Origin of the sequence: Corynebacterium neomassiliense (assembly GCF_900626215.1) — a bacterium.
Lineage (GTDB): Bacteria > Actinomycetota > Actinomycetes > Mycobacteriales > Mycobacteriaceae > Corynebacterium > Corynebacterium neomassiliense.
The window spans coordinates 145,622-162,793 of sequence record NZ_LR131106.1 but is presented as its reverse complement, the minus strand read 5'-3'; the positions used below and the strand labels follow the sequence as shown (position 1 = coordinate 162,793).

Below are 17,172 nucleotides of genomic sequence, written 5' to 3'. Positions count from 1 at the left end.
GGATGTGCCGGTTACCTTGTCTGGGTGGGGGTCTCGGTGGAGGTCTCGGTGGAGGTCTTGTCGGGGGTCTCGGTCGTGGTTCTGCCTGTGGCCTCCGCCCCCGGTACAGGAACCGGGTCCGGACCACGTACCGGACCACGTACCGGACCACGTTCCGGGCCACGTTCCGGGAGAGTCTGCGGGAGGCCCCGGTCGAGACCCTGGGACACCCGCCACAGACCGTCAGAATAGGACGCCTTGACCAGGACCACATCCCCGGGGTGTACTCCGGAGTCGGCACCGGTGAGCAGTTCCACGGCGGCGGTGACGTCGGGTACGGTTCGCGTCCACAGCCCACGGCCCTGTGCCGCCCCGGCCAACGCCCGCTGACCGGGGCCATCCCCGACCACGACGACCCTGGACACCCCATGGTCGGCGAGATAGTCACCCGTCGCCGAGTGGGCGCGTACGGTGTCGTCACCGAGTTCGGCCATGTGACCGAGGACCGCCCAGGACCGCGCCCGTCCCCTTCGGGAGGCCGTCTGGACCAGGGCGTCGACGCCGGCGCGCACGGAGTCCGGGTTGGCGTTGTAGGAGTCGTTGATGACGGTGACGCCGTCATTCCTGGTCCACACGTCCATCCGGTTGACACTGTCGGCGGTGTGACCGGTGAGGGACGCCGCGACCACGGCCGGGTCAAGTCCGCACTCGATACCCACTGCTGCGGCTGCCAGGGCATTGCCCACATTGTGGGCGCCGAAGACCCCGAGGCTGACCCGCACCGGATCTCCCTTGGGATGGTGCAGCAGAAAAGATGCCCTGGCCATGTCGTCGAGCGTCACCTGTGATGCACGGTAGTCGGCGTCCCCGTCAGCTCCCTGGTCGGCGGAGAAGCGGACGATCCGCGCGGTGGTACGGGAGGCCATGCCGGAGACGAGGTCGTCGTCGGCGTTGAGGACGGCGATTCCGCCTCTGTCGGCGGTGGGAAGGGCCTCCACGAGCTCCCCCTTCGCCCGGGCGATCCCCTCGCGGGAACCGAACTCGCCGAGGTGTGCGGTGCCGACGTTGAGCACGACCCCGATACGTGGGGGTGCGATGCGGGCAAGGTGGGCGATATGCCCCCTGCCCCGGGCGGACATCTCGGCGACCAGGTACCTGGTCGACCGTCCCGCCTTGAGCACGGTGTAGGGGTGACCGATCTCGTTGTTCAGGCTGCCGGGGGGCGCGACAGTCTCCCCCGCCGCCGACAGCACAGCGCCGAGAAGGTCCTTCGTGGAGGTCTTTCCGGCTGAACCCGTCACTCCGACCACGGTGAGTCCGTAGTCCGAGACGAGGACGTCCGTGTTGTGACGGGCGAGACGGGACACTGCGGCCACCACCCGTTCACCCAGTCCGTCAGGGTCGTGCTCAAGGTAGGAGGAGTTGCGCTGGGTCCCGGGCTCGTCGTCGACCTCAGGGCACAGCAGAGCGGGACTTCCGGTAGGGCGGCCTTCGAAGACGAGGGCGGCCCCCGCCTGCAGGGCCGAGGGAATGAAGTCGTGTCCGTCGACCCTGGCCCCGGGCAGGGCCATGTACACGGAACCCGGTGTGACACGACGGGAGTCGAACTCCACCGGTCCCGTCACCGGCGTCCCCGGTTCCGCTCCGTCGACAAGTTCGCCACCCGTCACGGTCGCGATCTCGGCTGCTGTCATCTCGATCATGCGTCAGGCTCCTCATCGTCACCGGAAAGTGTGTCAGGTGTTGTGTCGGGCAGATCGTCAAGTGCGGCGGCGAGAACTGTCCGGTCATCGAACTCGAGGACCCGGTCACCGATGATCTGACCGGTCTCGTGGCCTTTCCCCGCGACCACAACGACATCACCGGGGTGTGCCCACCGCACGGCCGCCCGGATTGCCTCGGCACGGTCACCGATCTCCCGGATGTCGGGCCGGCGCGAGATGTCCAGCTGCTCTGCAGCCTCCTCCGCACCGGCGAGTACCGCGGCGCGGATGGTCGCGGGATCCTCGTCCCGCGGGTTGTCGTCGGTGACGATGACCAGGTCTGCACCGAGTGCTGCTGCGGCACCCATCTTCGGTCGCTTCTCATGGTCACGGTTTCCGCCGGCCCCGATGACGATTCCCAGGCGTCCCCGGCTGCCACGCACCCGCTCCCGGGTCGGTGAACCGTCATCACCCGGGGACGCGCCGGTGACGACCGCAGCCCGGTCCAGCTGGCCGTTCAGTGTCTCCAGCACCGCCGTGACGGCGCCCGGTTTGTGCGCGTAGTCCACCAGGGCCAGGAAACCGTGGCCGCGGTGCCCCGTGACTCTCTGCATCCTCCCGGGAACCTGTACGTCAGCCAACCTCCGGGCGATCGAAGCGTCCTCCCCGGCCGCAACCAGTCCCGCCAGGGCGAGGGTGGCGTTCGCGACATTGAAGGCACCGGGGACGGACAGGTCGAAGGCAAGCGTGGTGTCACCGGCATGAGTCACCTCCACGTGCTGGGTACCGTCGACGCCGATACTGATACCGTCGACCCTCCAGTCGGCGTTCCCGCCGTCCGTGGAGACGGTGACAGGACCTCCGGCGGGTTCTCCGGCCGGTGTTCCGGAAGTGGACCCGGCAGGCCCCGGAGTTGCGCTGAGCTGGTCCGCCAGGCGCCGGCCCCACCTGTCGTCGACACAGACGACCGGGGTGGGCAGGTGTCCCGCCGGGTCCTGGGGCTCGGTGAACAGCATCGCCTTCGCCCGGAAGTAGTCCTCCATCGTCGGGTGGAAGTCGAGGTGGTCCTGCGACAGGTTGGTGAACACGGCGACATCGAAGTCGACGCCCCTGACCCGCCCGAGGACGAGTGCGTGGGAGGAGACCTCCATGACCACGTGGGTCACGCCCTCGTCACGCATGCGTGCGAACAGTGCCTGCAGTGTGGGAGCTTCGGGTGTGGTGAGTGACGTCGGAATGCTCCGGCCGTTGATACGTGTACCGGTGGTTCCGATGAGTCCGACCTGCCGGTGGTCCAGCAGCGCACTCTCCATCATGTACGTCGTCGTCGTCTTGCCGCTGGTGCCGGTGACCCCGATGACCGTCATGGACCGGGAAGGGTGACCGTGGATCTCCGCGGCCACCGGTCCCAGCCAGCGACGGCAGTCGTCGACGACCAGTGTCACTGTGCCTGACCCCCGGCCCCTGAGGACGCCGAGTCCCTCCGCGTCGGTGAGGACACTGTTCCCCGCCGACTGGGAGGCGAAGCGGGCACCGTGATCCCGTGTGCCGGGCACTGCCATGAACATTCCGCCGGTGGGGACGTCACGGGCGTCAATCGCCGCCGTGGTCACTGTCTGCCGGGTGTCCTCCCCGGTGACCGGGGTCCCGTCGGGATGCACCAGGCGTCCCCCGGTGAGCTCTGCCAGCCTTCCGAGTGTCGGTGTGGGGTAACTGTCCGTCACTGTGCCTCCAGGATGAGTCGGGGTGCCGCGGTAGCGGACAGCGGCACATTGTAGTGGTCCAGCATCCAGGACCCGATGTCGTGGAACAGCGGTGCCGCGGACTGACCACCGCTGCCGTCCGAGCTGCGCCTGGGGTTGTCGAGCATGATCCCGACGACGAACCGGGGGTCGTCGGCGGGGGCGATGCCGGCGTAGGTGATCCAGTAGTTCGAGTTGGAGTACGCCTTCGTCTCCGGATCGATCTGCTGGGCGGTGCCGGTCTTTCCTGCTGTCTGGTAGCCCTCGATCCCCGCGCTGGGGGCGGTTCCCTGCTGTACCCCGGTCGGGTCACTCTGGTTCACGGCCCGGAACATGTCCACGACAGAACGGGCGGTCGCCGGGGACACGACCCTGGTCTCCTTCCGCTGCTCCGCGGGGAGTTCTGTACCGTCAGCCGTGGTCACCTGCCTGATCAGTGAGGGAGTCACCCGCACGCCGTCGTTGGCGATCGCCTGGTAGATGCTCGTCATCTGGAGCAGGCTCATCGACATTCCCTGTCCGATCGGCAGGTTGGCGAAAGTCCCGCCGGACCACTGTGAAAGGTCAGGGACGTAGCCCGCCGTCTCTGCGGGAAGTCCGAGGTCGGTCGCCTGCCCGATGCCGAACTTCTGGAGGTAGTCGGCGAACTTCTCCTCCCCCACCCGCTGGGCGAGCATCAGTGTCCCCACATTCGAGGACTTCCCGAACACTCCGGTGGTGGTGTAGGGGACCACACCGTGGTCCCAGGCGTCCTTCACGGTGACGCCGGACATGTCGATGGAACCGGGAACCTGCAGCACCTCGTCGGGAGTCGTCTTTCCTTCCTCGATGGCGGCGGCAGCCGTCATGACCTTGGCGACGGAACCGGGCTCGAAAGCGGACTCGACAACCCGGTTGGTGAACTCCTTTCCCTCGGTGACCTGTTCCTCGAGATCCCCCATCGGGTTGATGGTGTCCGAGGTGGCCATGGCGATGACTTCGCCTGTCTTCGCGTCCAGGACGACCGCGGAGGCGTTCTCCGCTCCCGACCTGTCCTTGGCCTGCTGGACCTGCTGCTGCACGTACGCCTGGGCGTCAATGTCGATCGTCAGCTGGAAGGAGTCCCCGTCGACGGCAGGGTGTTCATCGCGTCGGGTGCCGGGGATGACTGCCCCGTCACCGAAGTCCGCCAGGTAGGACCCGTTCCGACCCTGCAGCCGGGCGTCCTGGGACAGCTCGAGCCCGTACTGGCCACCTTCGACTCCGTCGCCGACCCACCCGTACTTGCCGACGATGTTCGCCGCCACCGCCCCGTTGGGGTACTGGCGGATGTCCTGGGGGTCTGCCGACAGCTCCGGGAACCGGGTGGTGATCTTCTCGGCGACATCAGGGTCTACGTTGAGCACGAGGCGGGTGTAACGCTCGTCCGAGGTGAGGGCCTTGCGCAGGTCCGTGGCCTGGACGGCCGAGGAATCTCCCTGCAGCATCTTCGGCAGTTCGGTGATGATCTCCTCGAGCTGCTGGTCCGGGGGAAGCGCCCCGTCGGGATTCTCCGGTGTCCTGGGCGACAGGCGGTACCGGTCCTCCATGTAGGTCGGAAGCTCTGCGGGGTGTGCGACGATCATGGACGCCTTCATCGTGTAGGCCAGGTCGCGGCCGTCCCGGTCGACAATGTCGCCACGCCCGGCGTACAGGGTGACGGGGCGGGCCCTCTGCTCGGCAGCACTGCTGGCGAGTGTGTCCGTGGAAAACACCTGGATCTGCAGCAGTCGCAGAAGAAGGACCACGGCGAGAACCATGACCGTGACCACGACGATCGTCCCCCGTGACTGGAAACGTGCGGGGCTGATGTCCAGTGTCCGCCAGGAGTTTCCGGGCACACCGCGGTCACTGGTGCGCCGGGGCTTCCGGTCCGGTTCCAAGGTACGGGTCTCCCATCGGGGTCTGACCGGTCTCCTCCGGTCACGGTGGACTCTCTGCAGTCTCGTTCAGTCGGTCAGGGACCGGCCGGGCACCCGGTCGGCGCCCCGGCGCTCCGGAGTTTACCCGGCCGGGGTGAGGTCACGTGACGGGTAGGGCAGCTGGCCGGTGGCCGACGCCGGGTTCTGCGGGGACGCCCCGGAAGCCGGCTGGGCGGCGGCGTCCGCAGGGGCCGGCTGGGCGGCGGCGTCCGCAGGAGCCGGCTGGGCGGCGGCAGGGGCCTGTTGTGCAGCATCCCGGGCACTCTGCTCACCTGCGGGTGAGGTTGCCGGCACTGCGGCGACTGCGGCAGGATCACTTGTAGGCCGGTCCGTGCGGGGAACTGCTGCGCCTGTTCCGTCCAGGTCGACGATCTGGCCGTCGCCGGCCCTGTCAGCCGGCCGCACCTCCCGGATGTCACCGCCCTGCACGTCGAGGACGCCAGCCTGTCCGGGAACCACCATCCCCAGTCTGGCAGCTTCGGAGGCGAGGTGCTCAGATGAGCTCAGCTCCTTGTAGTCCCTGTTCAGGCTCTCGAGCTCATTTCCCAGGGTCTCACTGCGGGCGTTCGCTTCACTGAGGACGAACGCCTGGTCCGTCGTACGGGCGGACAGGTACATCGTGGCCGCGACACCAGCCCCCACGAGCAGCACGAGGGCGATGACGAGCCGAAGAACATTCGATCCGTGCCTGTCACGGACCGCAGTGACTCTGCGGCCACGGACGGTCACCTGCTGGCGGGATCCGGTCCGCGGTGGAACCAGGTGACGACGCCGGGTCTGGGTGCCTGCCCCCGCCGAAGTCCCGCGGCCGCGGGTCGGGGTCCGCTCCCGTACATCAGGTCTTCCCAGTCCGGCGGTACCGGTCATGATTCCTGTGCTCATAATGTGCCTCGCTGTCCTGGAATGGGTGTGGAGAGTTAGAGAGTCGGTGAGACCCCTGCTCAGTGGTCTGGACGCGCCCTGATCCTGCGCACTGCCCTGACCCTGACGGGAGCGGAACGGGGGTTCCGTTCGATCTCGTCGGCAGGTGCCTTCTCTGCACCACGTGTCACGAGCTCGAATGAAGCGGCAGTGTCCGGAAGATCGACGGGCAGCCCAGGCGGGGTCCGGTTGGTGGTCATCTCCGCAAGCGCCTTCTTCACGATGCGGTCCTCGAGGGACTGATAGCTCATGAAGACGGCCACCCCGCCGACGGCGAGTCTGTCTGTCGCGGCGGGAACGGCGGCGGCCAGTGAATCGAGTTCCGAGTTGACCTCCACCCTCAGCGCCTGGAACGTCCTCTTCGCCGGATGACCTCCGGTCCGGCGGGCCGCAGCAGGAATCGTGCGGTAGAGCAGGTCCACCAGGCGCCCAGAAGTGGTGAACGGTTCCTTCTCCCGTTCGCGCACCACCGCCGAGGCGATCTTGCCGGCGAAGCGCTCGTCCCCGTAGGTGCTCAGGACGTGCGCGAGCTGGCCGTGACTGTAGGTGTTGAGGACCTCCGCCGCGGTGAGCTGCCCCGCCGGGTCCATCCTCATGTCGAGTGGGGAGTCCTGTGCGTAGGCGAACCCCCGCTCCGGCTGGTCCAGCTGCATAGAGGAGACGCCGAGATCGAAGAGATAACCCGACACGCCCAGGTCACCGAAGTCGTCGGGGAGCCTGTCTTCTCCGGCGAGGGCGTCGAGGGCGTCTCCGAGGCGGTCGAAACGGGTCCGGCAGGGGATGAAGCGGTCACCGAAGCGGCTGAGCCTGTCCCTGGCGAGTTGGAGGGCGGAGGGGTCACGGTCGAGGCCGACGACCACGGCGTCAGGGAAGTGTTCCAGGAAGACCTCGGTGTGCCCGCCCGCCCCCAGGGTGGCGTCGACGATGACGGGGGTGGCAGTCCCCGCACCTGCGACACCGAGCCCCACGAGTTCGACCATCCGGTCCCGCATGACGGGGACGTGGCCGAACTCGCCGCTGACTCGGCGGGCAGGTTCAGTCATCGGGATACCTTTCCTGGTGAGGGACAGCTGGTCGCTCCACAGTGACGGAGGGGCTGCGTACGGGGCCCCACCTGCGCGGGCCGATGTGACGTCGGGGAAGTACATCACAACGGTCGTCCGCGCAGATGAGGGCCGGCACACAGCCCGTCCACACACCGCACCGGTCACAGGAAGTCGGCGAAGGCGTCATCGTCGCCGTCGGCGAAATCAGCCTCGTGGTCCGCGAGATACCTCTCGTAGGCCCCGGCGTCCCACACCTCGATCCGGTCGACCGAGCCGATGACCACGCAGTCCTTGGCGAGTCCCGCGTACTTCCGGTGTGCCGGAGCGACGGTGATCCGTCCCTGACTGTCGAGGGTCTGTTCGTCCGCGCTGGCACCGAGGCGTCGCACGAAGGCACGGACCCGGGGGTTGGCCCGGGAGGCCTTCGCCGCGTTCCGGGCCCGGACCTGGAACTCAGAGCGCGGATAGATCGCCAGACTGTGGTCCTGCCCGTTGACGACGACGAGCCCGTCGCCCAGTTCCTCGCGGAACTTGGCGGGCAGGGTCAGTCGCCCTTTGTCATCGAGCTTCGGAGTGAAAGTGCCGAAGAACATGCCGTCGGCTCCTTCCCTCCGGTAGCCGTGGGTACGGACCGGAGGAGCCGGTCGCCGGTGCAGTGTGCTGTCACTGTGAAGTTGTCACGGAACGTCATCTCTGTCCCGCGCGCCCCACCTTACCCCACAGTCCCCCACTCCTTCCACGCAACGCGGTCTTCTTACAGGCATCTGCCAGAAAAGAGCAGGCAGATAGGCTCCCAGAGAGAACCGGCAGACAGAGCACCCGGTGAGGCGTCTGAGCCTGTGCGGCGATCACACCCCATACTACCTGCGATGACATCAGCAGCTGCCTTCAGTGGGGAGAAGTGGGGGAAGTGAGCGCCCCCTCCCTCTACGACCCCGCCCGGCACGACCCGACGGAAGTTCCGTTCCATGCGCCCCTGCTTTGTGCTGCCCCTGACCACCCCTGCCTCTCCCCGGGGGCGGTGGCCCCCGCCCCCCCTGCACGCCGCGGCACCCCCGAACCACCAGACCCACCCCGTAGACCGGGCAGGTCTGCCTACCGGGCAGGTCCCGGACATGGGAAACCCCCGGCAGAGTCTGTACTCAACCGGGGGTGGTCACCGTTGCCGACCTGTCAGTCGAAACGGCGACGGAAGCTGTTCTCCATACGGTCAGCGATACCGTTCCCCTGACCTTTTCCTCCACGGTGCCCCTGACCGCGGCCTGCGGACTTCTGCCGGGACCGCCCGCCCGACCGGAACGCCATAAGACCCCCGAGGAACATGATCAGGAATCCTGCGACGCCCAGAATGACGAACCAGAGACTGGCCTGGGCTAGCGCGATCCCACCGACAAGAGTGCAGAGGCCGAGCAGAAACACCGCAACAGACCGGATACCCACGGAAACTCCACCGGAAGCTACGGCGCGGTTCCGTTCCGCGAACGCCGGATCATCGGCGATCAGCGCCTGCTCGATCTCATCCAGCATGCGCTGTTCCTGCTCTGACAGTGCCACAGTTGTCCTCCCCTGTTCTTCTCGGGCCGCCTGTTCGGCCGCGGGTTTGGCGGGTCACCTGATCCAACGTCCGAGGGGCGGAAAAAGTTCCCGACCTGTCATCCTCCGGACCAGTGGTACTTGTCCACGAGTCTACCCCAGGACATGCCTCCACCAGTAGAATCCTCCCAGTCCCCTATTTCCGGCGGCCCGACCCTCCGGTTCCCGTGTCAGGCCACATCCGGCAGGTATCCCACACGCTGCCTGACCATGTCGACAAACCGGCAGACCTCGTCGTACATGCGGTCGGCGTCAGTTCCACGCAGCCCCTGTTCCAGTCCCATCTCCACCCTGGACACGAAGCGCGCATAGACTTCGAACCGGTCCACCCAGGTCACCAGATCCGGATCCACGGTCCGCAACCGGGACCATGCACTTCCGGACACCCGACGTCGACGACCCTGCCCCGGAGAAGCTTCGATCACCGCACCCGCCGCCCGTAGTGCGGCCCGGTAGGCCCACGTCACCCTTTCTGCCGGGGTGACCTCCGCGCGACTACGCTCCAGCAGCCGTTCAGCCTCGATCACATAGGCTTCCGCCGACGCCCGGAACGCCGATGTCCTCCGCCGGAGCCGGGTGACCCGGCCCTCCCCTGCGGTCATCCCCTTCTGCCCTGCCATCATCCGCCTCCTTCGACCGATCTGGCCGGTGGCCGCCCGGCCACCGGAAGCATCACCGTGACGCTCTTCCTGGCCCGGGACATTACGGCCGCCCCGGACGCAGGAACCGCATCTTCCACCATAATAGACCATATGTTCGTATTTGTGGGGCTCGGGCAGTATCTGACACGATGGAGGCGTGACCTGCCCCGTAACCCCGGACACCACCGTGAGTGTCTGCGCGATGCCCACCCGCACCTACCTGCAGCGGGTGGACGAGCTGGTACGCCTGCACCTGCTGGCGATGGGATATGGTCCGGCGACCTTCGGCCAGCGCCGAAACCTCTGGGCCGCCAACTCCACCAACCCCGGATTCACCGCATCGGTCGCCGTCGAGCACGCGACGGCGCAGTCACCGGATCCCTCAGCTCCGGACCAGAAGCTCGTCGGCGTCGCTTACGGTTTTCCGGGACCGCCCGGATCCTGGTGGTACCGGGAGGTTCACCGTGGCCTCCGCAGCGCCGGCCTCTCCCCACAGGACGCCACCGACATACTCAGCGACTACGACGAAATATCGGAGGTCCACGTCCTGCCCGGCCACCAGGGTCACGGAATCGGACATCTGCTCATGGACGATCTGCTCTCCCGGCTCCGGTGCGGTACATCACTGCTGTCGACCCCCGAAGTCGACGACGGGACCAACGCCGCATGGTCCCTCTACCGCAGTCTGGGCTTCCGGGACCTACTGCGCGGATTCCACTTCACCTCCGACCCCCGGCCCTTCGGTATTCTCGCCCGGGACCGTCGGACCGGCACCCCCTCCCCCGTGATTGCGCCGGAGCAGCTGATCAGCGCACGGCGTCCTGCCCCAGACCCGGCCCGTAGGCCGGCGCCATCCCCAGATTGTGGAGCACCTCCTGTGTCGCACGAACATTGTTCATGGTCATGAAGTGGAGATCCGGCGCCCCTTCAGCGATAAGACGCTCGGCCATCCTCGTCGTGACCTCGATTCCGACCTTGCGGATGGCCGCCGCGTTCTTCCGCTCGTCACCGGCGGCAACCCTGGTGAACAGATCCTCCATTTCCCGGGGCAGTTCACACCCGGACAGCTCTACCTGGCGCCTCACCGACCTCAGCGAGGTGATCGGCATGAGCCCCGGAATCACCGGCTTCGCCCCGTCTACCGGGTCGAAGGCTGCCAGTCTGTCCCGCAGACGCAGGTAGTGCTCGACATTGAAGAACATCTGGGTGATGGAATAGCTGGCCCCGGCGCGGAGCTTCTCGACGGTGTGTCGGGTGTCATCCTCGAGACTCGCCGCACGGTAGTGCCCCTCCGGGAACGAGGCGATCCCGATGTCGAAGTCCGCACATTCGGGAAGTGACCTTATCAGTCTGATCAGGTCTATCGCGTGGACCAGACCTCCCTCGATGCCCTGCCACTCCCCGAGAGGATCCCCGGGAGGATCTCCTCTCAGCGCGAGCAGGTTGGTCAGACCGAGTGAGGCGAACTCGCGGAGGATCGCCCTGATCTCCTCACCGGTGTGGCCGACGAGAGTCATGTGCAGCAGGGTCGTCAGTGGCTTTCTCGCCAGCTTGCCCGCGACGCGCTCGGTACGTTGTCGGCTGCTCCCACCTGCCCCGTAGGTGACGGAGACGAAGCTCGCACCGAGATCGTGGAAAGCTTCGGCCGCCGACCACAGACGGGCCTCTGCCGCATCGTCACGCGGCGGCATGAACTCGACCGAGAACGGGACCCTGCCCGGCGTACCGCGCTTGAGGGTGTCGGACACGGCCACCTGAAGGCTGTGCCCACCGGGGACACCCGGGGCACCGGGGAGGCCGGGCGCAGGCACGGACTCCGGAGCCTGGCCGGTGGGCGATTCTGGGGACGGGTCAGAGTGCATGGTCCCTGATCATAGAAGACGCCCCGGGGTGTCTGGCCGGGGGTCGACGTCCACCCCCTAGTATGGAGGAGTCCACATGGGCCCCGTAGCCGTGCCACGGCTACGGTCCACGTACGTTCCGGTCCGGTGCCTGCCGCCCGACCAGTGACACCGGAGGATGCACCGCGATGACCCCAGAAACCGCCCGCCGGAAGATGACGGGCACCTGGTCCGCCCACAGTCCGCTGACGGATGTCCCCGCCGCCGTCGACACCGAACTGGCCGCGTTCTTCCGTGCCCGGCACGCCGACTACGACGACATCGATCCGGTGGTCGCCGATGCCGTGGGAGCACTCGAGCTCTTCGTCACCGGCGGAGGAAAGCGGCTCCGACCGGTGTTCGCCTGGGCGGGGCTGCGGGCCGCACTGGAGGGCGGCGGCGGCTCGCTGACCGCACCGACCGGCCCCGGCGACGTGCTCCGCGCTGTGTCGTCGCTCGAGTTCATCCAGGCCTGTGCACTGATCCACGACGACATCATCGACCAGTCGGACACCCGGCGCGGCAGGCCGACGACACACCGGCGCTTCAGTGCGCTGCACTGTGAACAGGGGTGGACAGGGGACCCTGCGCGGTACGGGGAGAGCCAGGCCATTCTCGTCGGGGACCTCTCGTTCTCCTGGGCCGACGACATGTTCGCGGATTCAGGTGTCGACGCCGCCGCACTCACCCGTGCCCGCCAGCCCTGGCGGAGGATGCGCACCGAGGTCATCGCAGGGCAGATGCTCGACATCGCACTGGAGAACAGCGGTTCCGAGGATCCCGGCGCGGCACTGAAGGTCGACGTCTACAAGACCGCCGCCTACACGGTGGAGCGGCCCCTGCACCTGGGAGCCGCACTGGGGGACGCCGACGCCCGGACAGTGTCACTGCTGCGCAAGGTGGGACGCGAGATCGGAGTCGCCTTCCAGCTCGAGGACGACCACCTCGGAGTGTTCGGGGATCCCGCGGTCACAGGCAAGGAGTCCGGGGACGACCTCCGCTCCGGAAAGCGCACCTGGCTTCTCATGTGCGCCCTCGACCGTGCGGACCGGTCCGACCCGGCCGCGGCATCCCGGTTGCGCACCGGAATCGGTGCGGTCGGGACGGACGCCGAAATCGACGAACTCCGGCAGATCATCGTCGACTCCGGTGCCGCGGAGCAGAACTCCGCCCGGGTACGGGAACTGACCTCGGACGCCGTGGACACTTTACGGTCCTGTCACCTCGCGTCCCCGTTCGTCGACGAGCTCGTGGCTCTCGCCGAACAGCTCACCGAGCGGAGGAGCTGAGGTGGCCCCAGGTCTGCGCGACCTTCCCCGGGGCCGGGCGGTGCTGCTCGGAGCCCTGGGCGCGACAGTGATGGCCGTCACCTCCCACGCCGTCGGTGCCACCCGCACCAGGGGCGGTCTGCTCCAGGAGATCGGTCTGACGAACCTCGGGTTCGGCCACGCCGCCGGCATTCTGGTCGTGGTGATGTGGCTCGGTGTCCTGGCCTACATCGCCTCCTGGGCTGTCATCGGGGGCAGGATCCTCCGCCACGGCGAGCGGCTCGGCAGAGGAACCCTCATCGCCTGGATTGCGCCTTTCGTCTTCGCCGGTCCGTTGATGAGCAGGGACGTGTACTCCTACCTCATGCAGGGCACGCTGGGCAGGGACGGTTTCGACCCCTACGAGGTCGGAGCCTCTGCCGTACCCGGGCGTATCTTCTTCGAGGTCAGTCCCGACTGGAGAAACACCACCACCCCCTACGGCCCGCTGCACATGTGGATCGGCGAAACCGTGGTCCGGTTGACCGGCGAGAACATCACCGCCGGTGTGGTGGTCTACAAGTTGTTCTCCATCGTCTGCTTCGCAGGACTGGTCTGGGCGGTCTCCCGCCTGGCCGGGGCCCTCGGCGCCGACCCGGAGACAGCGGTGTGGCTGGGGGTGGCCAACCCGCTGTCGGTGTTCCACATGGTCGGCGGCATGCACAACGAAGTCACCATGATGCTGCTGGTGTGTGCCGGCCTGCTGGCTGCGGTGCGGCTTTCGCCGGTCCGCGGCGTCCTGCTCGGTTCGGTACTCCTCGGGGCGGGAATCTCACTGAAGGCGACCGCCGCCGTCGCGCTTCCGTTCCTGGTGTGGATATTCGTCGCCCGGGCGGCCGGTCCGCTGGGTGAGGACCCGGCATGTCGGCGAAGCATGCGGCAGGTCCTCGCGGACATCAGACACGCCACAGGGCGGCGGGCGGGCGCGCTCGTCGGCGGCGGTGTGCTCTCAGTCGGAGTTGCGACAGCGACGGTGGCGGTCGTGACCGTGGCAAGCGGTCAGAGCTGGGGATGGATCTCAGAGATCAGCGGCAACACGAAAGTCGTCAATCCGCTGGCGGTGCCGTCACTCATCGCTTCAGTGCTGGTCCGACCTGTCGGGATGATCGACGACAACATCTTCTTCAACGACATCATCGGCGTCGTCCGACCGGTGTCCCTGGTCGTCATGGTGATCCTGCTGGTCGTTTCCTGGGCGGTGTGGCGTCGCACCGTCAGGGAGGCGTTCGTCGGTGCCACCGCCGCCTACGCTGCCACCTGTCTGTTCAATGCCGTGGTCCTGCCCTGGTACTATGCTGCACCCCTGGCGCTTGTCGGCGTGTGGATCAGGGACCGTCGCGGTGTCCTCGCCCTGGCATGGCTGACGATGGTGCTGTCGATGACTTTCGACGGCAGCGGCAACAACAGGCTCTACAACGTGGTGTGGCTGGTGATGGTGGGGCTGGTGATGTGGTGGATCACCCGCACCTGCCTCGCCGGGGACGTTCAGGAGACCGGGGACGGGGGCACAGCCGGGACCGCCGCAGCGACCACGACGGTGCCGGACGCCACGGGTGACCGTACCGACGACAGTGACCCCTCAGGCGATGGCCATGGCCTGGGCACGGCGCATGACCTCACGGGCGAGGTGACCGTGCAGGGCGTCGACAGGACGCCCCGGCAGTGAATCGTCCGGGGTGAAGAGGTAGTCGAGGATCTCGGCGTCCTCCCAGCCCCCGTCGGACAGCAGGGAGATGACGCCGGGAACGAACCTGTTGATCTCCGCGTCCCGGGTGAAGAACCGGGCAGGAAGGAAACGCACCCCGTCGACCTCGACCGCGATGAGACGGTGCCGGTTGATCTCGTCCATGACCCTGGTGACCACCATGCTCAGCAGCTCGGCGGCATCGGGGACGGTCAGCAACCTCTCACCGGCCGGAATCCCTGACACGGGGGTGGTCAGGACCTTTCCTGCGGCGGTGTCGTCTGCGGCGTCTGCATTTCCGGTGCTGTAGTCGTTGCTCACGCCTACCACCTTAACCTCAGGACCCCCGTATAATCGCCGGGTACCCCATGTCCGGGCCCGACGTACCCGGTATCCCCGTCCCACGACCCCCAGGAGGCGATCCACACACCGTGGTTGATCAGCTCAGGCCCGGTGATCTCCTCGACGGGCGGTACCGTATCGGGGCGAGCATCGCCCACGGCGGAATGTCCACCGTCTACCACTGCATCGACATCCGTCTCGACCGCGACCTCGCCGCCAAGGTGATGGACCCTTCCCTTGCCGCCGACCCCGCCTCCCGGACACGGTTCGAACGTGAGGCCAGGGCCGTCGCCCGGCTGAGCCACCCGTGCCTGGTCAACGTCTTCGACCAGGGCACCGACCGACGACCGGAGGGCGAACTCGTTTTCCTGGTCATGGAACTCGTCCCCGGAGGCACACTGCGGGAACTCCTGCGCGAGCGGGGGCCGATGCCCCCGTACGCGGCACTGGCGGTCATGGAACCCGTGCTCGAGGCACTGGCCCTCGCCCACGACGAGGGGATGGTGCACCGGGACGTGAAACCGGACAACGTGCTCATCCGCGACGACCACCTGGTGAAGTTGGCGGACTTCGGTCTGGTCAGGGCAAGTCGGCAGAAGTCCGCCACCCAGGGCGGTCCCGTCATCGGGACCGCCGCGTACCTGTCCCCCGAACAGGTCCGGGGATGCGACACCGGCCCCCAGAGTGACGTCTACTCGGCCGGGATCATGCTCTTCGAACTTCTCACCGGGCGCCCGCCGTTCAAGGGCCCGACCCCGCGTGACACCGCAGCAATGCGGCTCACCCGCGACGTCCCCGCACCGTCGGATGTCATTGACGGGGTCCCCGCCGAGGTCGACGACCTCGTCCTCACCGCCACCCGTCGTGAGCCCGCCGACCGTTACCCGGACGGGGAGGCGTTCCTCGCCGCAGTGACGGACACTGTACGCAGCCTCGGCATGCCCGACTTCAAGGTGCCGGTGCCCGAGCACTCCGCCGTCCACCGCGCGCTGGCCGGCTCCGAATTCAGTGACCGCCTGAGCTGGGACGACGATGCCATGGCCACCAGCATGGTGCCACCGCTGAGTTCCCCGGGACGGGCCCCCGGCCGACCCGGACGTTCACCCGACCAGCAGACTGCCCGGACCCGCTACCAGGGGGTGCCGGACCCCGGCCAGGGTGCGGTTCCCGACGTCCCACCGGAACCCGGCCCCCGGGTCCCCGGTGCACCCGCCTTCCCCGGTGCCACCGTGCACCCGGAACCGTCCCACCCCACCCACGTGACCCGGAGTACACCGCCGCCTGAGCCTGTCCCCGGCACTCCCCTGACGAACAGGGGGGTCGCCAGAACAGTGGTGTGGACCGTCCTGGTCCTGCTCACCGTGGCGGTCGTCGCCGTGGCGTCCTGGTGGGTGACCTCCGGCAGGTACGGGGAGATCCCGCAGGTTCTCGGCCAGGACGTCGAGGGTGCCCGCACCGCCGTAGAGCAGGCGGGATTCGTGTCGACTGTGTCGGAGGTGTGGTCGGACGACAACCCCGCACAGTCCGTCACCGGGACCGACCCCGCGTCCGGCGACCGTGCGGTCAGGGGAAGTGAGGTTGCAGTCCTGGTCTCCCGCGGTCGACCGACAGTGCCTGCACCCACCACCGGTGACACTCTCCAGACATATCAGGCCAAACTCAGGGAACGCAGTCTGAACTGGACCATCGGCGAGGAGATCTGGGACGACGACGTACCGGCAGGCGGGATCGCCTCCGTATCCCCGGTCGCAGGGGCCACCGTCGACACCGGGACATCCGTGACCGTGAAGACCAGTCGTGGCCCGCGGCCGGTGACCGTACCCGGGCTCGCCGGGATGACCGAGAAGAAGGCCCGGGACACTCTCAGGGCCGCCGGACTCGAAGTCTCGGGGACCACCTCCCGGTTCAGCGAGGACATCGACGGAGGTAAGGTCATCACCTCCGACCCGGCACCGGATTCCCGCGTGCCCTCCGGATCCGCCGTCCAGCTTGTCCTCTCCTCTGCCGTCGACGTGCCGGACGTGACCGGCAGGTCTGTGGAGGAGGCCGAACAGATGTTGCGCGACGCCGGCCTCAACCCCGTCACCGGGACCCCGGTCTCCGACACCGACGAGGACGCCGGGGACGTTGCCTCCACCGAGCCTTCACCCGGAACCCGGGTCGATCCCTCGCAGTCCACCACCGTGACACTCCACCCCTCCGACAGGGCGAGGGTTCCCCTGGTCATCGGCAGAACTGTCGCAGATGCGAAGAGGATCCTGGAGGACGCCGGATTCACTGTGTCGGTCGACGGTCGGTCGAACGGAGTGGTGCTGGCGCAGTCACCGGGTCCCCTGTCACGGGCCACGCTGGGCTCGGAGGTCACAGTCCGGGCCCTGTGAGTCCGGTCCATGT

Annotated in this window: 14 protein-coding genes; 4 read left to right on the top strand and 10 right to left on the bottom strand. The window is 67.6% G+C overall.

From position 1 onward, the window contains the following. Positions 1–11: 11 nt before the first annotated feature. The 8 genes from E0E18_RS00760 to E0E18_RS00725 form a co-directional block, all read right to left on the bottom strand. On the bottom strand, positions 12–1,682 hold the full coding sequence (locus E0E18_RS00760) for a UDP-N-acetylmuramoyl-tripeptide--D-alanyl-D-alanine ligase (RefSeq protein ID WP_130839084.1): 1,671 nt from the start codon (positions 1,680–1,682) through the stop codon (positions 12–14). Further along, entirely contained in the window at positions 1,679–3,406 is a 1,728-nt protein-coding gene (locus E0E18_RS00755; RefSeq protein ID WP_130839083.1) for a Mur ligase family protein, read from the bottom strand. Before E0E18_RS00755 ends, E0E18_RS00760 begins: the two co-directional genes overlap by 4 nt. Continuing rightward, complete coding sequence (locus E0E18_RS00750) at positions 3,403–5,325, bottom strand: peptidoglycan D,D-transpeptidase FtsI family protein (protein WP_066588993.1); 1,923 nt, start codon at positions 5,323–5,325, stop codon at positions 3,403–3,405. The genes E0E18_RS00755 and E0E18_RS00750 overlap by 4 nt, the downstream gene beginning before the upstream one ends. 120 nt (positions 5,326–5,445) lie before the next feature. Continuing rightward, a complete protein-coding gene (gene ftsL, locus E0E18_RS00745) occupies positions 5,446–6,246 on the bottom strand; it encodes a cell division protein FtsL (RefSeq protein ID WP_130839082.1) in 801 nt (266 codons plus the stop codon). A gap of 59 nt (positions 6,247–6,305) precedes the next feature. Then, positions 6,306–7,328 carry a 16S rRNA (cytosine(1402)-N(4))-methyltransferase RsmH gene (gene rsmH, locus E0E18_RS00740; protein ID WP_130839081.1) on the bottom strand — a complete coding sequence of 341 codons (1,023 nt, stop codon included), beginning with the start codon at positions 7,326–7,328 and terminating at the stop codon, positions 6,306–6,308. A 164-nt stretch (positions 7,329–7,492) separates the two neighbouring features. Next, positions 7,493–7,924 (bottom strand): division/cell wall cluster transcriptional repressor MraZ, encoded by a 432-nt coding sequence (gene mraZ / locus E0E18_RS00735; RefSeq protein ID WP_066588998.1) that lies wholly within the window; start codon positions 7,922–7,924, stop codon positions 7,493–7,495. A 580-nt stretch (positions 7,925–8,504) separates the two neighbouring features. After that, complete coding sequence (locus tag E0E18_RS00730) at positions 8,505–8,885, bottom strand: DUF3040 domain-containing protein (protein ID WP_066589000.1); 381 nt, start codon at positions 8,883–8,885, stop codon at positions 8,505–8,507. Positions 8,886–9,094: 209 nt separating this feature from the next. After that, on the bottom strand, positions 9,095–9,547 hold the full coding sequence (locus tag E0E18_RS00725; RefSeq protein ID WP_066589001.1) for an SAV_6107 family HEPN domain-containing protein: 453 nt from the start codon (positions 9,545–9,547) through the stop codon (positions 9,095–9,097). A gap of 220 nt (positions 9,548–9,767) precedes the next feature. Here E0E18_RS00725 and E0E18_RS00720 point away from each other — a divergent pair, with 220 nt between their 5' ends. Beyond that, complete coding sequence (locus E0E18_RS00720; protein ID WP_130841082.1) at positions 9,768–10,472, top strand: GNAT family N-acetyltransferase; 705 nt, start codon at positions 9,768–9,770, stop codon at positions 10,470–10,472. On the opposite strand, the gene E0E18_RS00715 is transcribed toward E0E18_RS00720, so the two are convergent. Further along, entirely contained in the window at positions 10,372–11,427 is a 1,056-nt protein-coding gene (locus E0E18_RS00715; protein WP_130839080.1) for a methylenetetrahydrofolate reductase, read from the bottom strand. The two genes, E0E18_RS00720 and E0E18_RS00715, sit on opposite strands and share 101 nt — an antisense overlap. 167 nt (positions 11,428–11,594) lie before the next feature. On the opposite strand from E0E18_RS00715, the gene E0E18_RS00710 reads away from it, so the two are divergent. Together E0E18_RS00710 and E0E18_RS00705 are read left to right on the top strand one after the other, a co-directional pair. After that, positions 11,595–12,734, top strand: a complete 1,140-nt coding sequence (locus E0E18_RS00710; protein WP_237559569.1) for a polyprenyl synthetase family protein — start codon at positions 11,595–11,597, stop codon at positions 12,732–12,734. A gap of 1 nt (position 12,735) precedes the next feature. Continuing rightward, positions 12,736–14,418 carry an alpha-(1->6)-mannopyranosyltransferase A gene (locus E0E18_RS00705; protein WP_066589015.1) on the top strand — a complete coding sequence of 561 codons (1,683 nt, stop codon included), beginning with the start codon at positions 12,736–12,738 and terminating at the stop codon, positions 14,416–14,418. Here E0E18_RS00705 and E0E18_RS00700 read toward each other — a convergent pair. Beyond that, positions 14,332–14,694: an Rv2175c family DNA-binding protein gene (locus E0E18_RS00700; RefSeq protein ID WP_130841080.1), complete on the bottom strand. Its 363-nt coding sequence runs from the start codon at positions 14,692–14,694 to the stop codon at positions 14,332–14,334. The genes E0E18_RS00705 and E0E18_RS00700 overlap by 87 nt on opposite strands. A 173-nt stretch (positions 14,695–14,867) precedes the next feature. On the opposite strand from E0E18_RS00700, the gene E0E18_RS00695 reads away from it, so the two are divergent. Continuing rightward, positions 14,868–17,159, top strand: a complete 2,292-nt coding sequence (locus E0E18_RS00695) for a PASTA domain-containing protein (RefSeq protein WP_237559568.1) — start codon at positions 14,868–14,870, stop codon at positions 17,157–17,159. Positions 17,160–17,172 lie beyond the last annotated feature (13 nt).

Excerpts from the sequence above, each read along its gene's own strand:
- E0E18_RS00720 (WP_130841082.1), top strand. The coding sequence starts at position 9,768 with ATGCCCACCCGCACCTACCTGCAGCGGGTGGACGAGCTGGTACGCCTG.
- E0E18_RS00715 (WP_130839080.1), bottom strand. The coding sequence starts at position 11,427 with ATGCACTCTGACCCGTCCCCAGAATCGCCCACCGGCCAGGCTCCGGAG.
- E0E18_RS00725 (WP_066589001.1), bottom strand. The coding sequence starts at position 9,547 with ATGATGGCAGGGCAGAAGGGGATGACCGCAGGGGAGGGCCGGGTCACC.
- rsmH (WP_130839081.1), bottom strand. The coding sequence starts at position 7,328 with ATGACTGAACCTGCCCGCCGAGTCAGCGGCGAGTTCGGCCACGTCCCC.
- mraZ (WP_066588998.1), bottom strand. The coding sequence starts at position 7,924 with ATGTTCTTCGGCACTTTCACTCCGAAGCTCGATGACAAAGGGCGACTG.
- E0E18_RS00760 (WP_130839084.1), bottom strand. The coding sequence starts at position 1,682 with ATGATCGAGATGACAGCAGCCGAGATCGCGACCGTGACGGGTGGCGAA.
- E0E18_RS00710 (WP_237559569.1), top strand. The coding sequence starts at position 11,595 with ATGACCCCAGAAACCGCCCGCCGGAAGATGACGGGCACCTGGTCCGCC.
- ftsL (WP_130839082.1), bottom strand. The coding sequence starts at position 6,246 with ATGAGCACAGGAATCATGACCGGTACCGCCGGACTGGGAAGACCTGAT.